This window comes from Paenibacillus ginsengarvi, from assembly GCF_003626695.1.
GTDB lineage: Bacteria > Bacillota > Bacilli > Paenibacillales > NBRC-103111 > Paenibacillus_AB > Paenibacillus_AB ginsengarvi.
Genome location: NZ_RBAH01000003.1, coordinates 22464 through 37784, shown reverse-complemented (window position 1 = coordinate 37784; position 15321 = coordinate 22464). Strand labels below are relative to the sequence as shown.

Annotated in this window: 16 protein-coding genes and 1 riboswitch; of the genes, 6 read left to right on the top strand and 10 right to left on the bottom strand. The window is 59.1% G+C overall.

The window, feature by feature from the left end:
* Window positions 1–213: 213 nt before the first annotated feature.
* Entirely contained in the window at window positions 214–1452 is a 1239-nt protein-coding gene (locus tag D7M11_RS05205) for a beta propeller repeat protein (RefSeq protein WP_120746111.1), read from the top strand.
* Between the two features lie 21 nt (window positions 1453–1473).
* Window positions 1474–1602, top strand: coding sequence for a hypothetical protein (locus D7M11_RS37720; RefSeq protein ID WP_275671657.1), 129 nt, complete (start codon window positions 1474–1476; stop codon window positions 1600–1602).
* Here the strand turns inward: D7M11_RS37720 and D7M11_RS05200 are convergent.
* The 6 genes from D7M11_RS05200 to nikR all read right to left on the bottom strand — a co-directional run bounded on the left by D7M11_RS05200 (window position 1573) and on the right by nikR (window position 7313).
* Window positions 1573–2169, bottom strand: a complete 597-nt coding sequence (locus D7M11_RS05200; protein ID WP_120746110.1) for an ABC transporter ATP-binding protein — start codon at window positions 2167–2169, stop codon at window positions 1573–1575. The genes D7M11_RS37720 and D7M11_RS05200 overlap by 30 nt on opposite strands.
* Complete coding sequence (locus tag D7M11_RS05195) at window positions 2159–3121, bottom strand: ABC transporter ATP-binding protein (RefSeq protein ID WP_240040960.1); 963 nt, start codon at window positions 3119–3121, stop codon at window positions 2159–2161. The genes D7M11_RS05200 and D7M11_RS05195 overlap by 11 nt, the downstream gene beginning before the upstream one ends.
* Entirely contained in the window at window positions 3118–3984 is an 867-nt protein-coding gene (locus D7M11_RS05190; protein ID WP_120746108.1) for an ABC transporter permease, read from the bottom strand. Before D7M11_RS05190 ends, D7M11_RS05195 begins: the two co-directional genes overlap by 4 nt.
* A 3-nt stretch (window positions 3985–3987) precedes the next feature.
* Window positions 3988–4977, bottom strand: a complete 990-nt coding sequence (locus D7M11_RS05185; RefSeq protein ID WP_120746107.1) for an ABC transporter permease — start codon at window positions 4975–4977, stop codon at window positions 3988–3990.
* Between the two features lie 51 nt (window positions 4978–5028).
* Entirely contained in the window at window positions 5029–6597 is a 1569-nt protein-coding gene (locus D7M11_RS05180) for an ABC transporter substrate-binding protein (RefSeq protein WP_120746387.1), read from the bottom strand.
* A gap of 209 nt (window positions 6598–6806) precedes the next feature.
* A complete protein-coding gene (gene nikR, locus D7M11_RS05175; protein ID WP_120746386.1) occupies window positions 6807–7313 on the bottom strand; it encodes a nickel-responsive transcriptional regulator NikR in 507 nt (168 codons plus the stop codon).
* A gap of 133 nt (window positions 7314–7446) precedes the next feature.
* Between nikR and D7M11_RS05170 the strand changes: the two genes are divergently transcribed.
* Window positions 7447–7698 (top strand): DUF7662 domain-containing protein, encoded by a 252-nt coding sequence (locus tag D7M11_RS05170; protein WP_120746106.1) that lies wholly within the window; start codon window positions 7447–7449, stop codon window positions 7696–7698.
* A 138-nt stretch (window positions 7699–7836) separates the two neighbouring features.
* Entirely contained in the window at window positions 7837–8400 is a 564-nt protein-coding gene (locus tag D7M11_RS05165; RefSeq protein ID WP_120746105.1) for an FAD-dependent oxidoreductase, read from the top strand.
* 66 nt (window positions 8401–8466) lie between these two features.
* Here D7M11_RS05165 and thrC read toward each other — a convergent pair whose 3' ends face one another.
* A complete protein-coding gene (gene thrC / locus D7M11_RS05160) occupies window positions 8467–9753 on the bottom strand; it encodes a threonine synthase (protein WP_120746385.1) in 1287 nt (428 codons plus the stop codon).
* 168 nt (window positions 9754–9921) lie between these two features.
* Between thrC and D7M11_RS05155 the strand changes: the two genes are divergently transcribed.
* Window positions 9922–10809: a LysR family transcriptional regulator gene (locus tag D7M11_RS05155; RefSeq protein ID WP_120746104.1), complete on the top strand. Its 888-nt coding sequence runs from the start codon at window positions 9922–9924 to the stop codon at window positions 10807–10809.
* Between the two features lie 200 nt (window positions 10810–11009).
* On the opposite strand, the gene D7M11_RS05150 is transcribed toward D7M11_RS05155, so the two are convergent.
* From D7M11_RS05150 to D7M11_RS05140, 3 genes are all read right to left on the bottom strand, one after another.
* Window positions 11010–11480: a C40 family peptidase gene (locus D7M11_RS05150; RefSeq protein ID WP_120746103.1), complete on the bottom strand. Its 471-nt coding sequence runs from the start codon at window positions 11478–11480 to the stop codon at window positions 11010–11012.
* 3 nt (window positions 11481–11483) lie between these two features.
* Window positions 11484–11620, bottom strand: a riboswitch (cyclic di-AMP (ydaO/yuaA leader).
* A gap of 170 nt (window positions 11621–11790) precedes the next feature.
* Window positions 11791–12606 (bottom strand): hypothetical protein, encoded by an 816-nt coding sequence (locus D7M11_RS05145; protein ID WP_120746102.1) that lies wholly within the window; start codon window positions 12604–12606, stop codon window positions 11791–11793.
* Between the two features lie 14 nt (window positions 12607–12620).
* On the bottom strand, window positions 12621–14597 hold the full coding sequence (locus tag D7M11_RS05140) for a M1 family metallopeptidase (protein WP_120746101.1): 1977 nt from the start codon (window positions 14595–14597) through the stop codon (window positions 12621–12623).
* Between the two features lie 191 nt (window positions 14598–14788).
* Here D7M11_RS05140 and D7M11_RS05135 point away from each other — a divergent pair, with 191 nt between their 5' ends.
* A complete protein-coding gene (locus D7M11_RS05135; RefSeq protein ID WP_120746100.1) occupies window positions 14789–15283 on the top strand; it encodes a YwhD family protein in 495 nt (164 codons plus the stop codon).
* The last annotated feature ends 38 nt before the right edge of the window (window positions 15284–15321 follow it).

The following is a 15321-nucleotide window of genomic DNA, read 5'->3' as shown; positions in this document are numbered from 1 at the left end:
CACCTCCTCGTTGTTGCGGCGCTTACGCCGCTTTCTACGTTATTCGCCCAAGCGGCTGTTTTTCCTTTCGGACTGGGGAAAATGCGGACCCGCGAGGCCTATTGTGATGCGTCAGCCACCGATTGGTGCGAGTGTCCGGCAACTTTACGGGTTGATCCGACGTCCATAAGGGTATACAAAGAAAAAAGGGTTTACGTCTGGAGGAGTGAAGCAATGAGAAGAGCACAAACCAAAATTTGGACAATCGCTGCGCTGATGCTTGGACTGCTGCTATCCGGCTGCGGGCAGGCGGATGGCACGCAGGGCAGCGTTCCGCCCGCGCCGGAGGGTGGAACCTCAGCTGTAAATCCCGGCGGGGCCGGCGGCTCGAAGCCGACAGAGCCGCCCAAAACGCCGGATCGTACGGAAGGGACCGGGGAGCAGCTTGCCGCCGTACGGATGGACCGCGTGACGGCCGTACGGCTCGCCGATGCGAAGTCGGGCTGGCTTGGAGGCGACGGCTGGATCGCTCATACCGACGACGGCGGACAAACTTGGAGTCCGCAGTACAGCGGCAAAGGCACGGTCCGTCAGTTATTCGCGCTGAATGGCCGCGAAGCATGGGCGGTTATAGAGGAGGGTACGGGCGACAGCGTCAAGAGCCGGAAACTGCTCGCTACGAAGGATGGCGGGAAAACATGGACGGCGGCCGGCACGGTGCCGAATGGCGGCTTTCTGCACTTCATCTCGCAGGAAACGGCTTTTAGCGCTAATGCAAAAACGACGGACGGCGGGAAGACTTGGACGACACTGGCGATCCCGGAGCATACGAAAGGAGACGCTTATTTCCACGACGCCGGAAACGGCTGGGCCGTCACGCAGCAGGGCGATACGATAACGGTCAAACGAACGGCCGATGGCGGCAAATCGTGGCAGGATGTGCTCTCCAAGCCGATAGTCGCGGCGGTTACCGATGCGGTGATCCGCTCGGCCGGAGCGAACGATGCGTGGGTAGAGCTGGTCGGGGAATCGGGCATGACGCAAACTTCGTATGCGCTGTTTCATACGAAGGATGGAGGGAAGGAGTGGCAGACGGTTATCGCCAATTCGACGGCCGGGGGAGGACCGGCGCCGGGATTTCCTATGGGGCATACGGGAGGACCGAAAAACGGCGGCAGCAAGCCGGGGGCTCTGTACGTCGTAAGCCCGGACGTCGCCTTCATGGGCGGACAGTGCCCGGCGTGCGACAAGCCGAACACGATCGGCTGGACGACCGACGGGGGACGTACCTGGGTGACGGGGGAAACGGCTTTGCCCGGCTACGGGCCGCAATTGCTGGCGATCGCCGACGCGAAGTCGGGCTGGTGGATTAATACCGACAATAGCGAGCCTGCGGTAATGTATACGACGGCAGACGGGGGACAGAGCTGGCACAAAGTGCATACGTTCGAGAAGCCGAAGCCCGCTTTGTAAACAGGCCGCGTGCGGGGCGGATTGACGAAAAAAAGACCCGGGCTGGAGGCTACCGACTCGCAGCCGGGGGCGGAGAGAGTCATCCGCCTTCCGGCTCCCGAATTGGCGGCTTCGTTCGGGTTATTGCAGTTCAATCACGCGGCTGCATAAACGCTCCAGCAGCTTCCGTTCGTGGCTTACGACCAGCAGGCCGAGCCGCCGCTCGGCGGCAACATCCAGCACGAAGCGCCATAGCTGCGCCTGCGTTACGGCATCGAGCATCGTGGTCATCTCGTCCGCGATCAAGTAACGCGTTTGCGGGCCGAGCGCCCTAGCGATGCAGAACCGCTGCAGCTCGCCGCCGGACAGTTCGCCGGGGAACCGCTCCAGCCATTCGTCCGCTATTCCGATCGCCGCACGAAACGCCGGGTCCGGCTTCCATCCCTCGCTCAGAATGCGGCGCATGCGCATACGCGGATTGACGGCTTTCTCGGGATGCTGGAACACGAGCTGGACGGGGCAGCAGCCTTGCGGCGGAAGCGGCTTGCCGTCCAGCAGCACTTCTCCTTCGCCGGGCTTGTCGTAGCCGGCGAGCAATCGCCCTATCGTTGTTTTTCCCCAGCCGCTCGGTCCGGCGAGGCCGACGATTTCCCCCTCGTCAACCCGGATGTCGAAGCCGCGAAATAGCCAGCGGTCGCGATCGTAGCGGAATGCGAGCTTGCGGCCTTCAAGTGGCATGGATACACCTGACCTTTCCGCCGCGGAGTTCCTTCATCGCCGGGCGCTCCGCCGTGCAGTCGTCCGTTGCAAGCGTGCAGCGCGGGGCGAACACGCAGCCGGGAGGGAGGGAGCCGGGTTGAGGCTGTGCGCCCGGTATCGGCTCGAACTCGTTTTGCGGCAGCGCCCGCCATAACGCTTTGCTGTACGGGTGGCGAAGCCGGCTTCCGCCTGCGGTGAAGTCGCTAGCCTGCGCGATCTCGACCGTAGTTCCGGCGTAAAAGACGGCAACCCGGTCCGCGACCTGAAGGGCAGACTCCAGATCGTGCGAGATAAGCAGCACGGCCGTGCCGCTATCAGCCAGCTCCCGCAGCTGCGTCACCGTTTCGCGCACGATGTCCGGATCGAGTCCGGGCGTCGGCTCGTCGGCGATGAGCAGCCGGGCTCCGCTGACGGTAGCCATCGAGACGAGCACGCGGCGCGCCATGCCGCCCGATAGCTGATGGGGGTAGAAGCGTTCCGCGTGCTCCGGCAGACGGTAGCGCTCGAACGCCTTGCGCTGCTCGGCGACCGGGTCTCCGCCGCGAACGGCGGTCCGCACCTGGGCGCCCGCGCGCATAAGCGGATCGAGGTAGCTTACGGCTTGCGGTACAAGCGAGATTTCCGCGCCCCGCAGCGCTTCCTGCCTTTGTTGCGTTAATAGCTCGCCGTCGTAGCGGATGTCTCCCGAAACCGCCGCGTTGCCGGGCAGAATGCCCAGAATCGCGTGGGCGAGCAGGCTTTTGCCCGAGCCGCTCGAGCCGATGACGGCGACGATTTCCCCCCGGCTTAGATCGAGTGTCATGTTGTGAAGGACGGGAACCGATGTCTGGCTGAACCGTCCCGTGTAGGTGGTGAAAGCGACGGATAAGCCGTCCACTTCGAGCAGAGCCAATCGTCTCGCGCTCCTTTTTTCGTTCGTATTGGCGTTCATTCCCGGGTTTGCCGCGGGTCGAGCAGCGTCCGCAGCCGCTCTCCCGCCACGTCGAAGGCGCGGACGACGAACAGCAGGCAAAGGCCGGGGAAAAACGCCAGCCACCACAAGCCGGTCGACAAGTAACGCATCGATTCGGACAAAATGATCCCGATCGCCGGCTGATGCGGCGACAAGCCGAGCCCGATAAACGTAATTGACGCTTCGTGCAGGATGGCGTGAGGGAACAGCAGCAGCAAACCTACGAGCAGCTGAGGCAGCAGATGGGGCAGCATATGTCTCGTAGCGATCCACCAGCCCGACTTGCCTAGCCGCTTCGAAATGTGAACGTAGTCGGCCGTTTTCAGCTGGAGCACTTCAGCCCGGATAACGCGGGCCAGACTCGGCCAGTGGGTAAGAGCGACGCCGACGACAACCCCCTTCATGCCTCCGCCGAAAACAAAAGCGATCAAAATGAGCGTGACCAAATGCGGGACGCTCAAAAACAAGTCGATCAGAAAGCTGACGATCTTGTCCGCTGTCCGCCCCATTGTAGCTGCGATCAGTCCAAGCGCGGCGGCGATCACGACGCTTGCCGCTGCCGCGACCATGCCTACGCTAATGCTGAGCGCAAGCCCTTTGACGGTGCGGGTGAACATGTCCCGGCCGAGCCAGTCGGTGCCGAACGGATGAGCCGCGGAAGGAGCCATATTCCGCAGCTCGAGCCGGGTCGACAGCGGGTCGGAACCGAGCAGCATCCCGCCCAGCCAGACGAGGGCGACGAGTAGGCCCGCCGCCACGCAAGTGAAAAGCGCAGCCTGTCTACGGCCCAGCCGCAAACGGGATCGTCCGCGGGCGCGAACCGTTGTTTGATCCGATTGCATCGCTTACGACACCCGCCTTTCTCTCAGCCGTGGATCGACAAGCTTGTACAGCGCGTCCGCGGCCAGATTGCCGATGAATACGAAGAGGGCGCTGAACAGCACGATGCCGAGCAGCAGCGGAACGTCGCCGCGAAGTCCGGCCTCCACGGTCGCTTGACCGAGACCGGGATACGAGAAGACCTGCTCGGCCAGCACGGCTCCGCCGAACAATTCGCTGAACGAAGCGAAATGCAGCGAAACGGCCGGCAGCGCAATATTGCGCAAGCCGTGTCTCCGCAGCAGGAGGAAGCCGCGTTCCCCGCGCGCCCTGGCGAAAAGCATGTAGTCGCTCGCCAGAACATCGATAAGCTTCTGCCGCGTATGCAGGGCGATCGGCGCGATGCCGACGATACTCAGCGTCATCGCCGGCAAAATCATATGGCGGATGCGGTCGAATAACGTAACCTGCTCGTCGGTGACGCCGATCGGCGTTCCCAGCCCGATCGGCAGCCAGCCGAGCCATACCGCGAATACCATAAGCAGCAGCAGGCCCATCCAGAACGTCGGGGTGGAGGCGAGTGTGTAGCAGTACCATTTAATGAACCGGTCCAGCCACTTCCCCTGGTTCATGGCGGCGGCGATGCCGGAGACGAAGCCGAGCAGACCGGACAGCACCCACGAAAAGCTCATGAGCGCCAGCGAGCTGGCGAACCGTTCGCGGATGACGTCCGCCACCGGGACCCGGTACATCATGGACGTGCCCAAATCGCCGTGCAGCAGGGAGGAGGCCCACTGCAGAAACCGCTCTGCGGCGGGGCGGTCCAGCCCCCAATGCTCGGCGATGAGCTGCCGCTGCTCGGGACCTACGCGCATCATATCCGCTCCGACATAAGCCTGAATCGGGTCGATCGGCGAGGCGCTGGCGAGAGCGAACGAGATGATGATGATCGCCGCCAGCAGCAGGATCAGGCGCGCCAGTTTTTGCAGCACAAACGAAATCGTACGCTGAACCATCGTTTTACTCCTTAAACGGGCGGACGCCCGGCCTATTTCGATATTTCGAGGTTACTTCCACATCCACTCGTCGATATTATCCGTCACCGGCCAGCCGTGCCCGTGCGGGTGAATGAACTGCTTGCCGATGTCGAGCTTGTCCTTGACCAGGTACAGGTGATCGATGTTAACCAGCCAAGCCCAGGGGGCATCGCCTTTCGCGCTGACGCCGGTCGTTCCGTCCCATTGCGCCTTTTTCCAAAATTCCAGCGCGTCTTCCTCGCGCGTAGCCCGGAGCGCTTTGTTCATCCACTCGTCCACGGCGGGGTTGCTGTAGAAGCCGGAGTTGTAATATTCCACGCCTCTGTATTTACTGCTGTACAGATTGTACATCTCGAGCGGATCGTGGCTTCCCCAGCCCATCATGACGGCGTTAGCGTGCATTGTTTTTTCAATATCGTCCCAGCTTTTGCCCTGAACGTCGATCCGGATGCCGATCGGCTTGATCATGTCCGCCACGGCCAGCGCGAGCGACTGGCGGGTAACGTCGCCGGACGGGTAGACGAGCGTAAACTGCGCCTTCAGGCCGTTTTTCTCCAGCACGCCGGAGCCGGTTGTATCCTTCCAGCCGGCATCGGTGAGTTGCTTCTTCGCGCCGGCGGGGTCGGCGTCCGGCGTGGCGGCGCTCGGGTTGTACCAGGGCAGACCGTCGTTGACCGTATATGCCGGCGTTCCGTACCCTTCGAGCACGCCCTGCACGAGCGCCTTTCGGTCAATGGCCGTATTGATCGCTTTGCGGATAGCCGGATCGGCGGTGACGTCGTTGCCGATCGGATAACCGTCCTTCGTCTTGCCGCCGCTTTTTACGTAAGGAAATACGATCCCCCGGTTGTCCACCGTATGGACGGCTTCGATGCGCATTCCATCCACCTTCTGTTTGCTGAAGGCTGCCGGTATGTAGGAAACGTCGACCTTGTTCGCCTTGGCGGCGGCGAAGGCGGCATCCTCGCTCAGAAACAGGAACGTCAGCTTGCGGAAGTAGGGCTTTTTCCCATAATAGTCCGGGTTCGCTTCCACGATCACCTGCTGGCCTTTATTCCACTGGACGAGCTTGTACGGACCGGAGCCGATCGGATGCTCGGCGTAATCTTTGCCGTAAGCGTGCTTCGGCACGATGCCGGTTGTAATGAGCAGCGTCACGAACGTCGACTGGGCTTCCTTGAGCGTGAACCGGACCGTGTAGTCACCCTCCGCTTCTACGCTTTTCATATTCGTCAGATCGATGATCGAGCCACTTTTGGCTGCGGTTTCGAACGTGAATTTGACATCTGCGGCGGTTACCGGCTTGCCGTCGGAAAACTTCGCGTCTTTGCGCAGCTTGACGGTCCAGACGGTACCATCCGCGCTAACTTCGTAGCCGGAAGCGGCGAGATCGTTCTCGATTTTCATCTGGGCGTCGCGTCTGTACAGCGTGCTCTGGAACAGCGGGGAGCCGTAACGGCCCCAGCCCGTCGTCGGATCGAAGCCGCCCTCCGGCTCGGCGCCGACGGCAAGCACAAGCTCGTCCGCCGGCTTATCGCGGCCTTTCGAATTGGAGCCGCAGCCGGAGACGACGAGGCTTATAAGCAGAAGTAGGAACATAAACCGAACAGCAAAAGACTTGCTCAACAGGGTGACCTCCCACAAATTTACTGTGTTACGTTTCGGTCATATTGTAGCACGAAAAAACGGAATGTGAAGTTTTTTTTGGAAATTGCGAAAATTTTAGGGAATGTTACTCTCTTTTCGGCATGAAAAAAGACTCTGCCAAGGGCCCGGAGGCCGCAGAATCTTTATTTTTCCGTCATACCTTATTCGTGCGTTTGATGGCGGTGTTCTTGCCCGTGCCCGTGCTTGTGCTCGTGTTCACGGCCGGTATGGCCGGCGTGTTCGTCCTTGTCGTCGTCCACATAGGTGACGGACAGCTCGCAGTACAGGACGCCGCGATGCACCTGGATTTGCTCCTGAAGCTCCTTCAGCTTGTCCAGCCGCCCGCGGACGGCGATGATTTCCAGACATTGCTCGTGATTCAGATGGACATGCATGTTGGAAATGATCTGCTCGTGATAGTCATGCTGAAGCTCCATCAGCACAAGCGGCAGTTCGCTTACGTGGTGATCGTACACCATAACGATCGTACCCGCGACCAACTGATCCGGAAGCAGCCGCCCCGGCGCGAGCATCGCTTTGCGGACGAGATCGCGGATCGCCTCGGACCGGTTCGTATACCGCTGCTCCGAAATGTACAGATCGAATTGCTGAATAAGCTCCGACGGCATTGATACGCCGAATCGGACCAGCTCGTCTTTACCGGACATAAACGCCTCCGTAACAAAGATTTTACTGAAATTGTAGCACATTTTCCCGGTATTCACGAATGCCCCGCCGCCTGCCCGGAGTTTGTTCAGTATTTGTTCAGAGCGAATCGTTATACTGGAAACGGGTGAAACGATGATGAACAAATATAAGCGGCTCGAAGAGTACCTTAATGTTCAGACGAACCCGAGGGTTACCCTTGCATTCGAGCAAATCGAAGACATTCTCGGCTTCCAGCTCCCGCCCAAGGCGAGGACGGAGCCCCAGTGGTGGAACAACACGATCAGCGACAGCGAATCGCAGGCGATTGCCTGGCTCAAAGTCTTCCGAAGAGTATCCCATGTCAAGCCCGGCGAGCGCGTCACGTTTGTGAGAGCGATCTTGTAGCCGGACTCGTAAAAATCCCCCCCTCGCCCGGCGACGAGGGATTTTTGCCGTTTTTCGTTTTACATTTTATTTTCATAGAAACTTTTTGTATACTAAAGTATAGAAATAGGAAGCATCCAAACGAAGGAGGACGAGTTCATGCATGACATTATTATCGTAGGTGCCGGCCCTGCGGGCGCAAGCGCCGCCATTTTCGCCGCCAAGGCGGGCAAAAAGGTGCTGGTTGTAGACAGCGACCAAAGCGTAACGAAACGGGCTTGGGTAGTGAACCATTACGGAGTCATGGAAACTAGCGGACCCGACTTGCTGGAAACCGGCAAAAAGCAGGCCGCTCAGTTCGGCGCCGAGTTTGCCGCCGGCAAAGTAACCGGTCTCTCCCGCGAAGAAGATGGAGTAAGCGTGAAGACGGAGGATGCGTCCTATAGAGCACAGCACGTCATCCTCGCAACGGGCTTCCTTACCGATCTGGCCGAAGCTGCCGGACTGGAGACGATTCCCGGTACGGAGCCGCGTGTCAAGACGATTTTCAAAACGGATGCGCAAGGGAAAACGAATGTTTCAGGCGTATGGGCTGCAGGCACATGTGCCGGTGTCAGCGTACATACGATCATTACGGCCGGAGACGGAGCGAAAGTGGCGATCAATGTGATCAGCGAGCTGAATGGCGAGCGTTACGTCGATCACGACGTGCTCAAAGCCTGATTTCTCGGCGGGACTCGAACGACAGGCGGCAGGGATATGACTCCCTGCCGCTATTTTGCATGCCATTCAAGCGCGCGCCAGCTCGCTGCGGATGACCTCGGGGAGCAGAGGAAGCGGTGCCCGGGCTTCCGCTCTCGTTTGCCGCTGGGACGTGCCGCCCGCGTACCGCAGCGATTGCACAATTGCATCCGTATCCTTGAGCATATGGCCGGTGAGGATGCAGACTGCGGTTTCGTCCTTGTGAACGATACCCTTTGCGACGAGCGCCCGCAAACCGGCGAGCGAAGCGGCGGAGGCGGGCTCGCAGCCGATGCCGCTGCGGTCGATGCGGGCTTTCGCTTCGAGAATGTCGCGGTCGGCCACCGACACCGTAACGCCATTCGTTCGCTCAAGCGCATCGCGCCATGCCTTCGGCCAATTGGGCGGATTGCCAATCCGCAGCGCGGAAGCGACCGTATCCGGGCGGAGCTCGGGGACGAGCGGACGCCGGCCCGTCTCGACCATGCGGTGAAACGGGGACGCGCCCTCCGCCTGTACGACGGCGATCCGCGGCATGGCGGCGATAAAGCCCGCCTGGTACAGCTCGCCGAGGCCTTTGCCGATAGCGGCGGCATTGCTGAGCGCGCCTCCGGGCACGATGAGCCAGTCGGGGAGCGACCACCCGAGCTGATGCGCCAGCTCGAAGGCGATGCTTTTCTGGCCTTCGATCCGCAGCGGGTTGATCGAGTTGCACACGTACAGATCAAGCGATAATGCATGACGTTCCAGGAAGCGGATACCTTCGTCGTACCCGCCCTCCGTGCGGAGCAGCTTCGCTCCGTAAGCCTCGGTTTGCAGCGCTTTATTGAGCGCTACGCCGAGCGCAGGCAGCAGGACGATTGCTTCCGAGCCGCACAGAGCGGCATACATCGCCATCGAGGAGGAGGTATTGCCGGTCGAAGTGCAAGCGAACCGGTCGTAGCCGAGCCAGCGACCATGCGATACGGCCACCGTCATGCCGTTGTCTTTGAACGAGCCGCTCGGGTTTTCGCTTAACGCCTTAAGCCAGAGACGGCGAACCCCCGCATAACTCCCGAGACGATCGTTTTCGTAAAGCGCCGTGTTGCCTTCGTACTTGGTTACGATCGAGGATAGCGGCAGTTCCGGATGGATCAGCTCCTTATACCGCCACACGCCGCCGGATAACGGCGAACCCCGCTCGCCGAGCCGTGCATCGAAAAGCCGCTTAAGCCGTTCGGCGTCCGTGCTTCCGGCATCCCAGACCATATCCAGCAGTCCTCCGCACTCGCAGCGGTATATCGCGCGGTCCGATAAGGCGGTCTTTCTCCCGCATTCCATACAAATATAGTTCATAGTCCGGGGAACTCGGAGCCGGCCGGCCATGCCGGGCGCCTATTCCCGTTTCGCTCCTTCGCCATTGTCGTATACGGTACCGTGGTTATAGAATAGAAGGAAGGCTTATATAAATCCAATATATGTTTTTGATCTATCCATAAATTTGAATGATGGGACAGAGCGCCGATGAATTTGCATGCGTTCCGTATGTTTTACGAGGTCGTGGAAGCCGGAGGCGTGACGAAAGCGTCGGAGCGGCTGCGGATCAGCCAGCCGGCGGTGACCGCGCAGCTGCGCAATCTGGAGCGGGAGCTGGGGCTAGTCTTGTTTCGGCCGCACGGAAGGGGGCTGGCTTTGACGGAGGCGGGAGAGCTTCTGGCCGAGCAGGGAAGAAGGCTGTTCTCCCTAGAGCGGGATATCGAACGGGAAGCGGAGCGAATCCGCCTCGGAGAGCGGGGCAAGCTGCGTATAGCAGCTACGTACTTGCCGGCCAACCTGCTGCTGCCGGGCTGGATTGCCTCCTGGAAGCGCCGCTGCCCGGATGTCGATATCGTGCTGACGACGCTCAACTCGCAGGAAGCGTTCGAGAGCCTGCTGCGCTACGAAGCCGATCTGGCTGTCGTCGGGGGCGGCAGGGCGCTGCCGGCCGGACTAGGCTGTGTGCCGCTTTTGCATGACGAGCTGTGGTTTATCGTACCGGGAGAACATCCGCTTGCCGGGAGGAAGGCGACGCTTGCGGAGCTTCTGGCCGAGCCGTTCGTCGTCCGCGAAGAGGGGAGCTCGGGCAGGGAGCAGCTGATGGCTCTATGCCAGCTTCATGGTGTGCCGGCTCCGCATATCGGCCTCCAGTGCAGCGGGACAGCGGAGACGATCAGGGCGGTGGCCGCAGGTTACGGAGCCGCGCTTGCGTCCGCACTCGAAGCCCGGGAAAGCGCAGAACGCGGCGAGATCGGCCGGGTTGCTGTGGACGGCATCCGGATCGGCAATCCGATCGGCCTGTATACGCGGAGCGGAGAGCCGCTCGCGCCAGTCGCCGGGCTTTTTGCCCGCTTCATCCAATCCGGCAGGGAATAAAACGAAAATGGATTTCGCGCTTCGCCGTCTTTTCGGCAAAACCGCGTACACTAGCGGATCATGGCGATGTGTGGGGAAGGCGTACCGCGGCCTTTCGCCAGCTGCCGCGCTTCGGACAGAGATTCGCCAAAAAAGGCAGCAAGCCCTGCAAGAGGCGGCGTACCGCGTCCTGCAGGGCTTGTGGGGTTCCCGTTTCCGAATTACTTGGCCTCATCCATCAGCTGGTTGTACAGCTCGTCCCAAATGACGCGGCGGGCAGATACGTAACGGGTTTTGTAATACTTGTCGCTCAGCTTGCTTTTGACGACGCCATCATCCGTAGCGGAATGAATAAACTCGTCGTTGCCGAGATAAATACCGACGTGGGAAATGCCTTGGCCGTCGGTGTTGAAGAACACGAGGTCGCCAGGTCTGAGATCTTTCTTGTCGACCCAGAAGCCTTTCGTGTTCTGCGATTTCGATTGGTGAGGCAGCTCGATGCCAAGCTGGTTAAAGATGAACATCGTGAAGCCGGAGCAGTCGAAACCTTTCGGGGTCGTGCCCGCAGTTTTGTACTTTGCGCCAAGCTGCTCGTTAACGGTTTTCTCGAGAACGGTCTCGGCGAAAGCGCTACCAACTGGTACGAGAACAAGTACAAGCAGGGTAGCAAGTGCGATAATTCCTTTTTTCAAAACGCGGACTCCTTCCGGTGCCTACGAGGTTAGCTGAGGGTTCGGTTGAAGGTGCCCTATGATCACTTTACTGCGAGATCAATTCACCCGGAATGGTTCCCCCGTTTCCCGCCCGCGCGGGAATTCGGCATGTTTCGATTTTTTGTTTCCGGGTACTTATAATTCGCCTTTTCCTTGTGAATTCCTTCTTTTTTTCCAACATTTTTTTTGAAATGATGCAACTTTTTTAGATAAGGCCGTACGGACACGCCAAAAAGCCTCTTTTCCCGCAGGAAAAGAGACTCTATGTCGGAGGCGCGCTTTCACGCCATCAATCAGCATCGCCCGCATAAACATGATACTGGGTGGCGATTCCCCATAGCTTGAACATCATGCTGACGATATGGAACAACTGCTGCAGGAGGATGGCGGAAATGCCGGCCCAGATCAGGGAGGCGGATAATGCGGCCGCCGTTACGATCCCCGACAAGGCGAGCAGCGTAACCGCCGCCGCCGCAATGAGGGGGAGCTTGCGCAGAAGCAGCCCGAGCGACTGGCCGAGCGATTGCTCGCTTGTTTTTCCGAGCTGGATGTACATGAAGACGAGCCGGAGCAGGAAGCCGTACAGCGCATACCCGGCAACCCAGGGCAGTAATGCGAGCCCAAGCGATAAGTAGTCGCCGTGTTTCCCGAGGGCTCCGTAAACGATCGGGTACAGCCAGTACAAAGGAGCCAGCGTCAGAATCGTTTGAGCGGCGTAGTACCCGAGAAACGGTCTGCCCAGCCGGCGGATGCCTTGGAAGAAGCGGTAGCCGGAATTCATATGCGGGTTATGCAGCGAATAGTAGACGCCCGCGTTCAGCAGCGGAGTCAGGAGCATCCGGGCTCCGGCAAAACCGAGCAGCAGCCAAAGCGGCGCGTAGCTGATATCGGTTTTCATCAGGCGGAACTGGGCTTCGGCCATAAACAGATGGGAGGCGGAGGTCGCCAGATGCTCGCCGGGAAACCGGTGCAGCAGCGGGTCGACGATCGACTTCACATACAGGAGCAGCACGAAGCCCCAGGCGAAATGGTACATCCACAAGACGAGCAGCACAAACGTTTGCGACGCGGTCGTTTTGAATCCGTTCTTCAAATGGCCGAACATATGCGGCATTCACCTCACCAGGCGACCCCGCCGAGCAGGGTCTCGATCAATTTGACGATCCCGATATTCCAGCGCACCTTCCATTTGCTGTCGACGGATACTTGCATGAAATTGTTGATTCGCTTCGTTTCGAGCAGCATCGTTTGCTGCGGATCGATCGCCGCCCACTCGATCGGCGCTTCGCTCGTAATCGTAAACAGCACCTGCGGGTCTACGCCATCCCACGTCTTGTCGATGTCGGTGCCGTCCGCGAAGTGGAAGCGAACCGGCACCTCGGTGTGATGGCCGCCGTATTTCTTGATCAGCACCGCATTTTCGTATACGGTTTTGTCGTCCTGCCTGATTTTGCGGGTTTTGATCTGTTCGACGGCATAGTCGGTCATGCTGCCGCCGTAAACGAATTGATCGAAGTAGTCCGCCCAGCTCGTCTTCGTTACACTTTCAAGTACGGCCTGGAAATCGCTTGTCGTCGGGTGCTTGAACTTCCAGCGGTCAAAATACGTTTTCATAACGCGAAGCATTTGCTTCTGGCCGATTTTCGCTTCGATGCCCGCAAGGACCAGCTTGCCTCGAATATAAACGTTGTCGGCATAGCTCTCGTGCCCGCCGTACTGCCAGGACGACAGCTTAAGCGGCTCGGGGCCAGTAATGTACACGGCTTCGATCGGATAGTTCGTCTTGACGCCGAATTCGCTGGCCATGATCAAATCTTCCGCATAAGACGTAAAGCCTTCGTCCAGCCAGGCTTCCTCAAATTCATTGTTCGCGACCATGCCGTACCAGTATTGGTGGCCGATCTCGTGGACGATCACGCGCTCCAGCTCGAACGTATCGGTCTTGTCCGATGCTTCCCAGCCTGTCACAAGCGTCGGGTATTCCATGCCGCCTGCCCCGTTTCCGCCTACAGGCGGGATGACGATCGACAAGGTCGAGTAGGGGTAAGGCCCGAACCATTCACTGTACTTGGTAAGCGAGCGTTTGGCCGCATACAGGTAGCGGTCCTTCAGATCCTTGTGCGCCGGGTCCAAATACAGCTTGATTTTCACGCCGGGCACGTTCGGCGCCGAAAACGGTTCTTCATAATAGAGGAAGTTCGGCGAAGCCGCCCAAGCGAAATCGTGGACGTCGTCGGCATAAAACTGGTACGTCTTCTTCGTGCCGTCGTCGGTAGCGGGTTTGATCGGGAAGCCGGTAGCCGCCACCGTATACTGGGTTGGCACCTGGATGCGCACATTGTACATGCCGAAATCGGCGTAAAACTCCGAATTGCCGTGGTATTGATGCAGATTCCAGCCTTCCTCGGCGCGGCCGCGCGTGCCTGTCGGCTCGTAAACGGTTACCTTCGGAAACCACTGGCCGGCCATAACGAAATCTCCGCTATAACCCATCCTGGCGAAAACCTTCGGCAGCTGAACGGTGAAGCGGAACTTCACGGTTGTCTCGCCGCCGGGCGCGACCGGTTGCGGCAGCCGGATTTTCATCAGCGTCTGGTCCGACTTGTTGCCGTCGTCGGGCTGCACGTACTGCATCGTGTGGGTTAGGTCGGTCCCATTCTCGGAAGCGACCGATTCGATGCTCATGCCGCCGAAGCTGCCTTCCGTCATTTCGTCCTGCCGCAGCTTGCCTCCCGATTCGCGCATAAACGTCGTTTTTTTCGATTGAAACGCATTCGGGTATAGATGAAAGTAAAGTTCGTTCACCGGCTGGGCACCCGGGTTTTTCCACGTTACCGCCTCGGCACCGGTTAACGTTTTTTGCTGAGCGTCCAACTGGACAGAGATATGGTACTCGACGATGTGTTTGCTGAGCGATTTGGGCGCTTCCACAGTGGGCGCCGGAGGCTCGAGCGCTCCGGGCGCCGGCTCATTCAAGGCGGACAAGGCAGCATTAGACCCGGGGCGTTCCGCGAATTGGACGAAGGTAAAGACGGCGGCCATCATAGCGAGCAGTAGAAGTCCCAGCATGCTGCGGTTGAATAGGCGGTTGACCATAAACGAATCTCACCCCGTTGACAAGCATCTACAGCATGTATATGTTTGCTTTTGCCGGAATATTAGCTAAAATAAACGAGAAGCCGGACAAACTTTAGCGAAAAGATTTTACGCACAATACGAGCGTTAATGATAAAACAAAGGGAGTACGGCGGTGACCCGCCAGTTGCCCGGAAGCGGAAGGTGAGCCAATGGAAACGAACGAAAAACCGAAGAAGCTGTCGCTGAACGTAGTCAGCAGCAAAGAACATAAAGGATTCGGCGCCGGCGCTCTCGATTTGTCGGGATTGTCGAGCGTTATTATTGATGGAGATGAAGCGTACATCGATTTGGGCGCGATACACGCCAAAAGCAAAATCGAGCGGGGCGTCAAGTTTTCGGTGAATAAGGACGATGTGCCGAACGGCCGCAAATGCTGGATCGTCTGGGTCAACGTAGGCCGCAGCGAAGACGGGGCGTTGTATTCGGGCGTAGCTGCATGCGAGATGCTCGTCGATTCGGAAGCGAGAAGAGGATGGAAAATTCTCGCCGATCACGTCAACAAAATGGACTATGCACTCAAGGGCCGCATTGTATTGGACGGCCTGAGCGAGACGGAGAAGGCGGCGCTGAAGCAGGTGCTCGTACAGCATAACGGCGAATGGTGGGAGCGGTCTCCGGAAGCGCTGAAGATGGGACTGGCCTGATATCGCGGCCTCGCCGAAGGCGGCGAAACAAGCCCGAT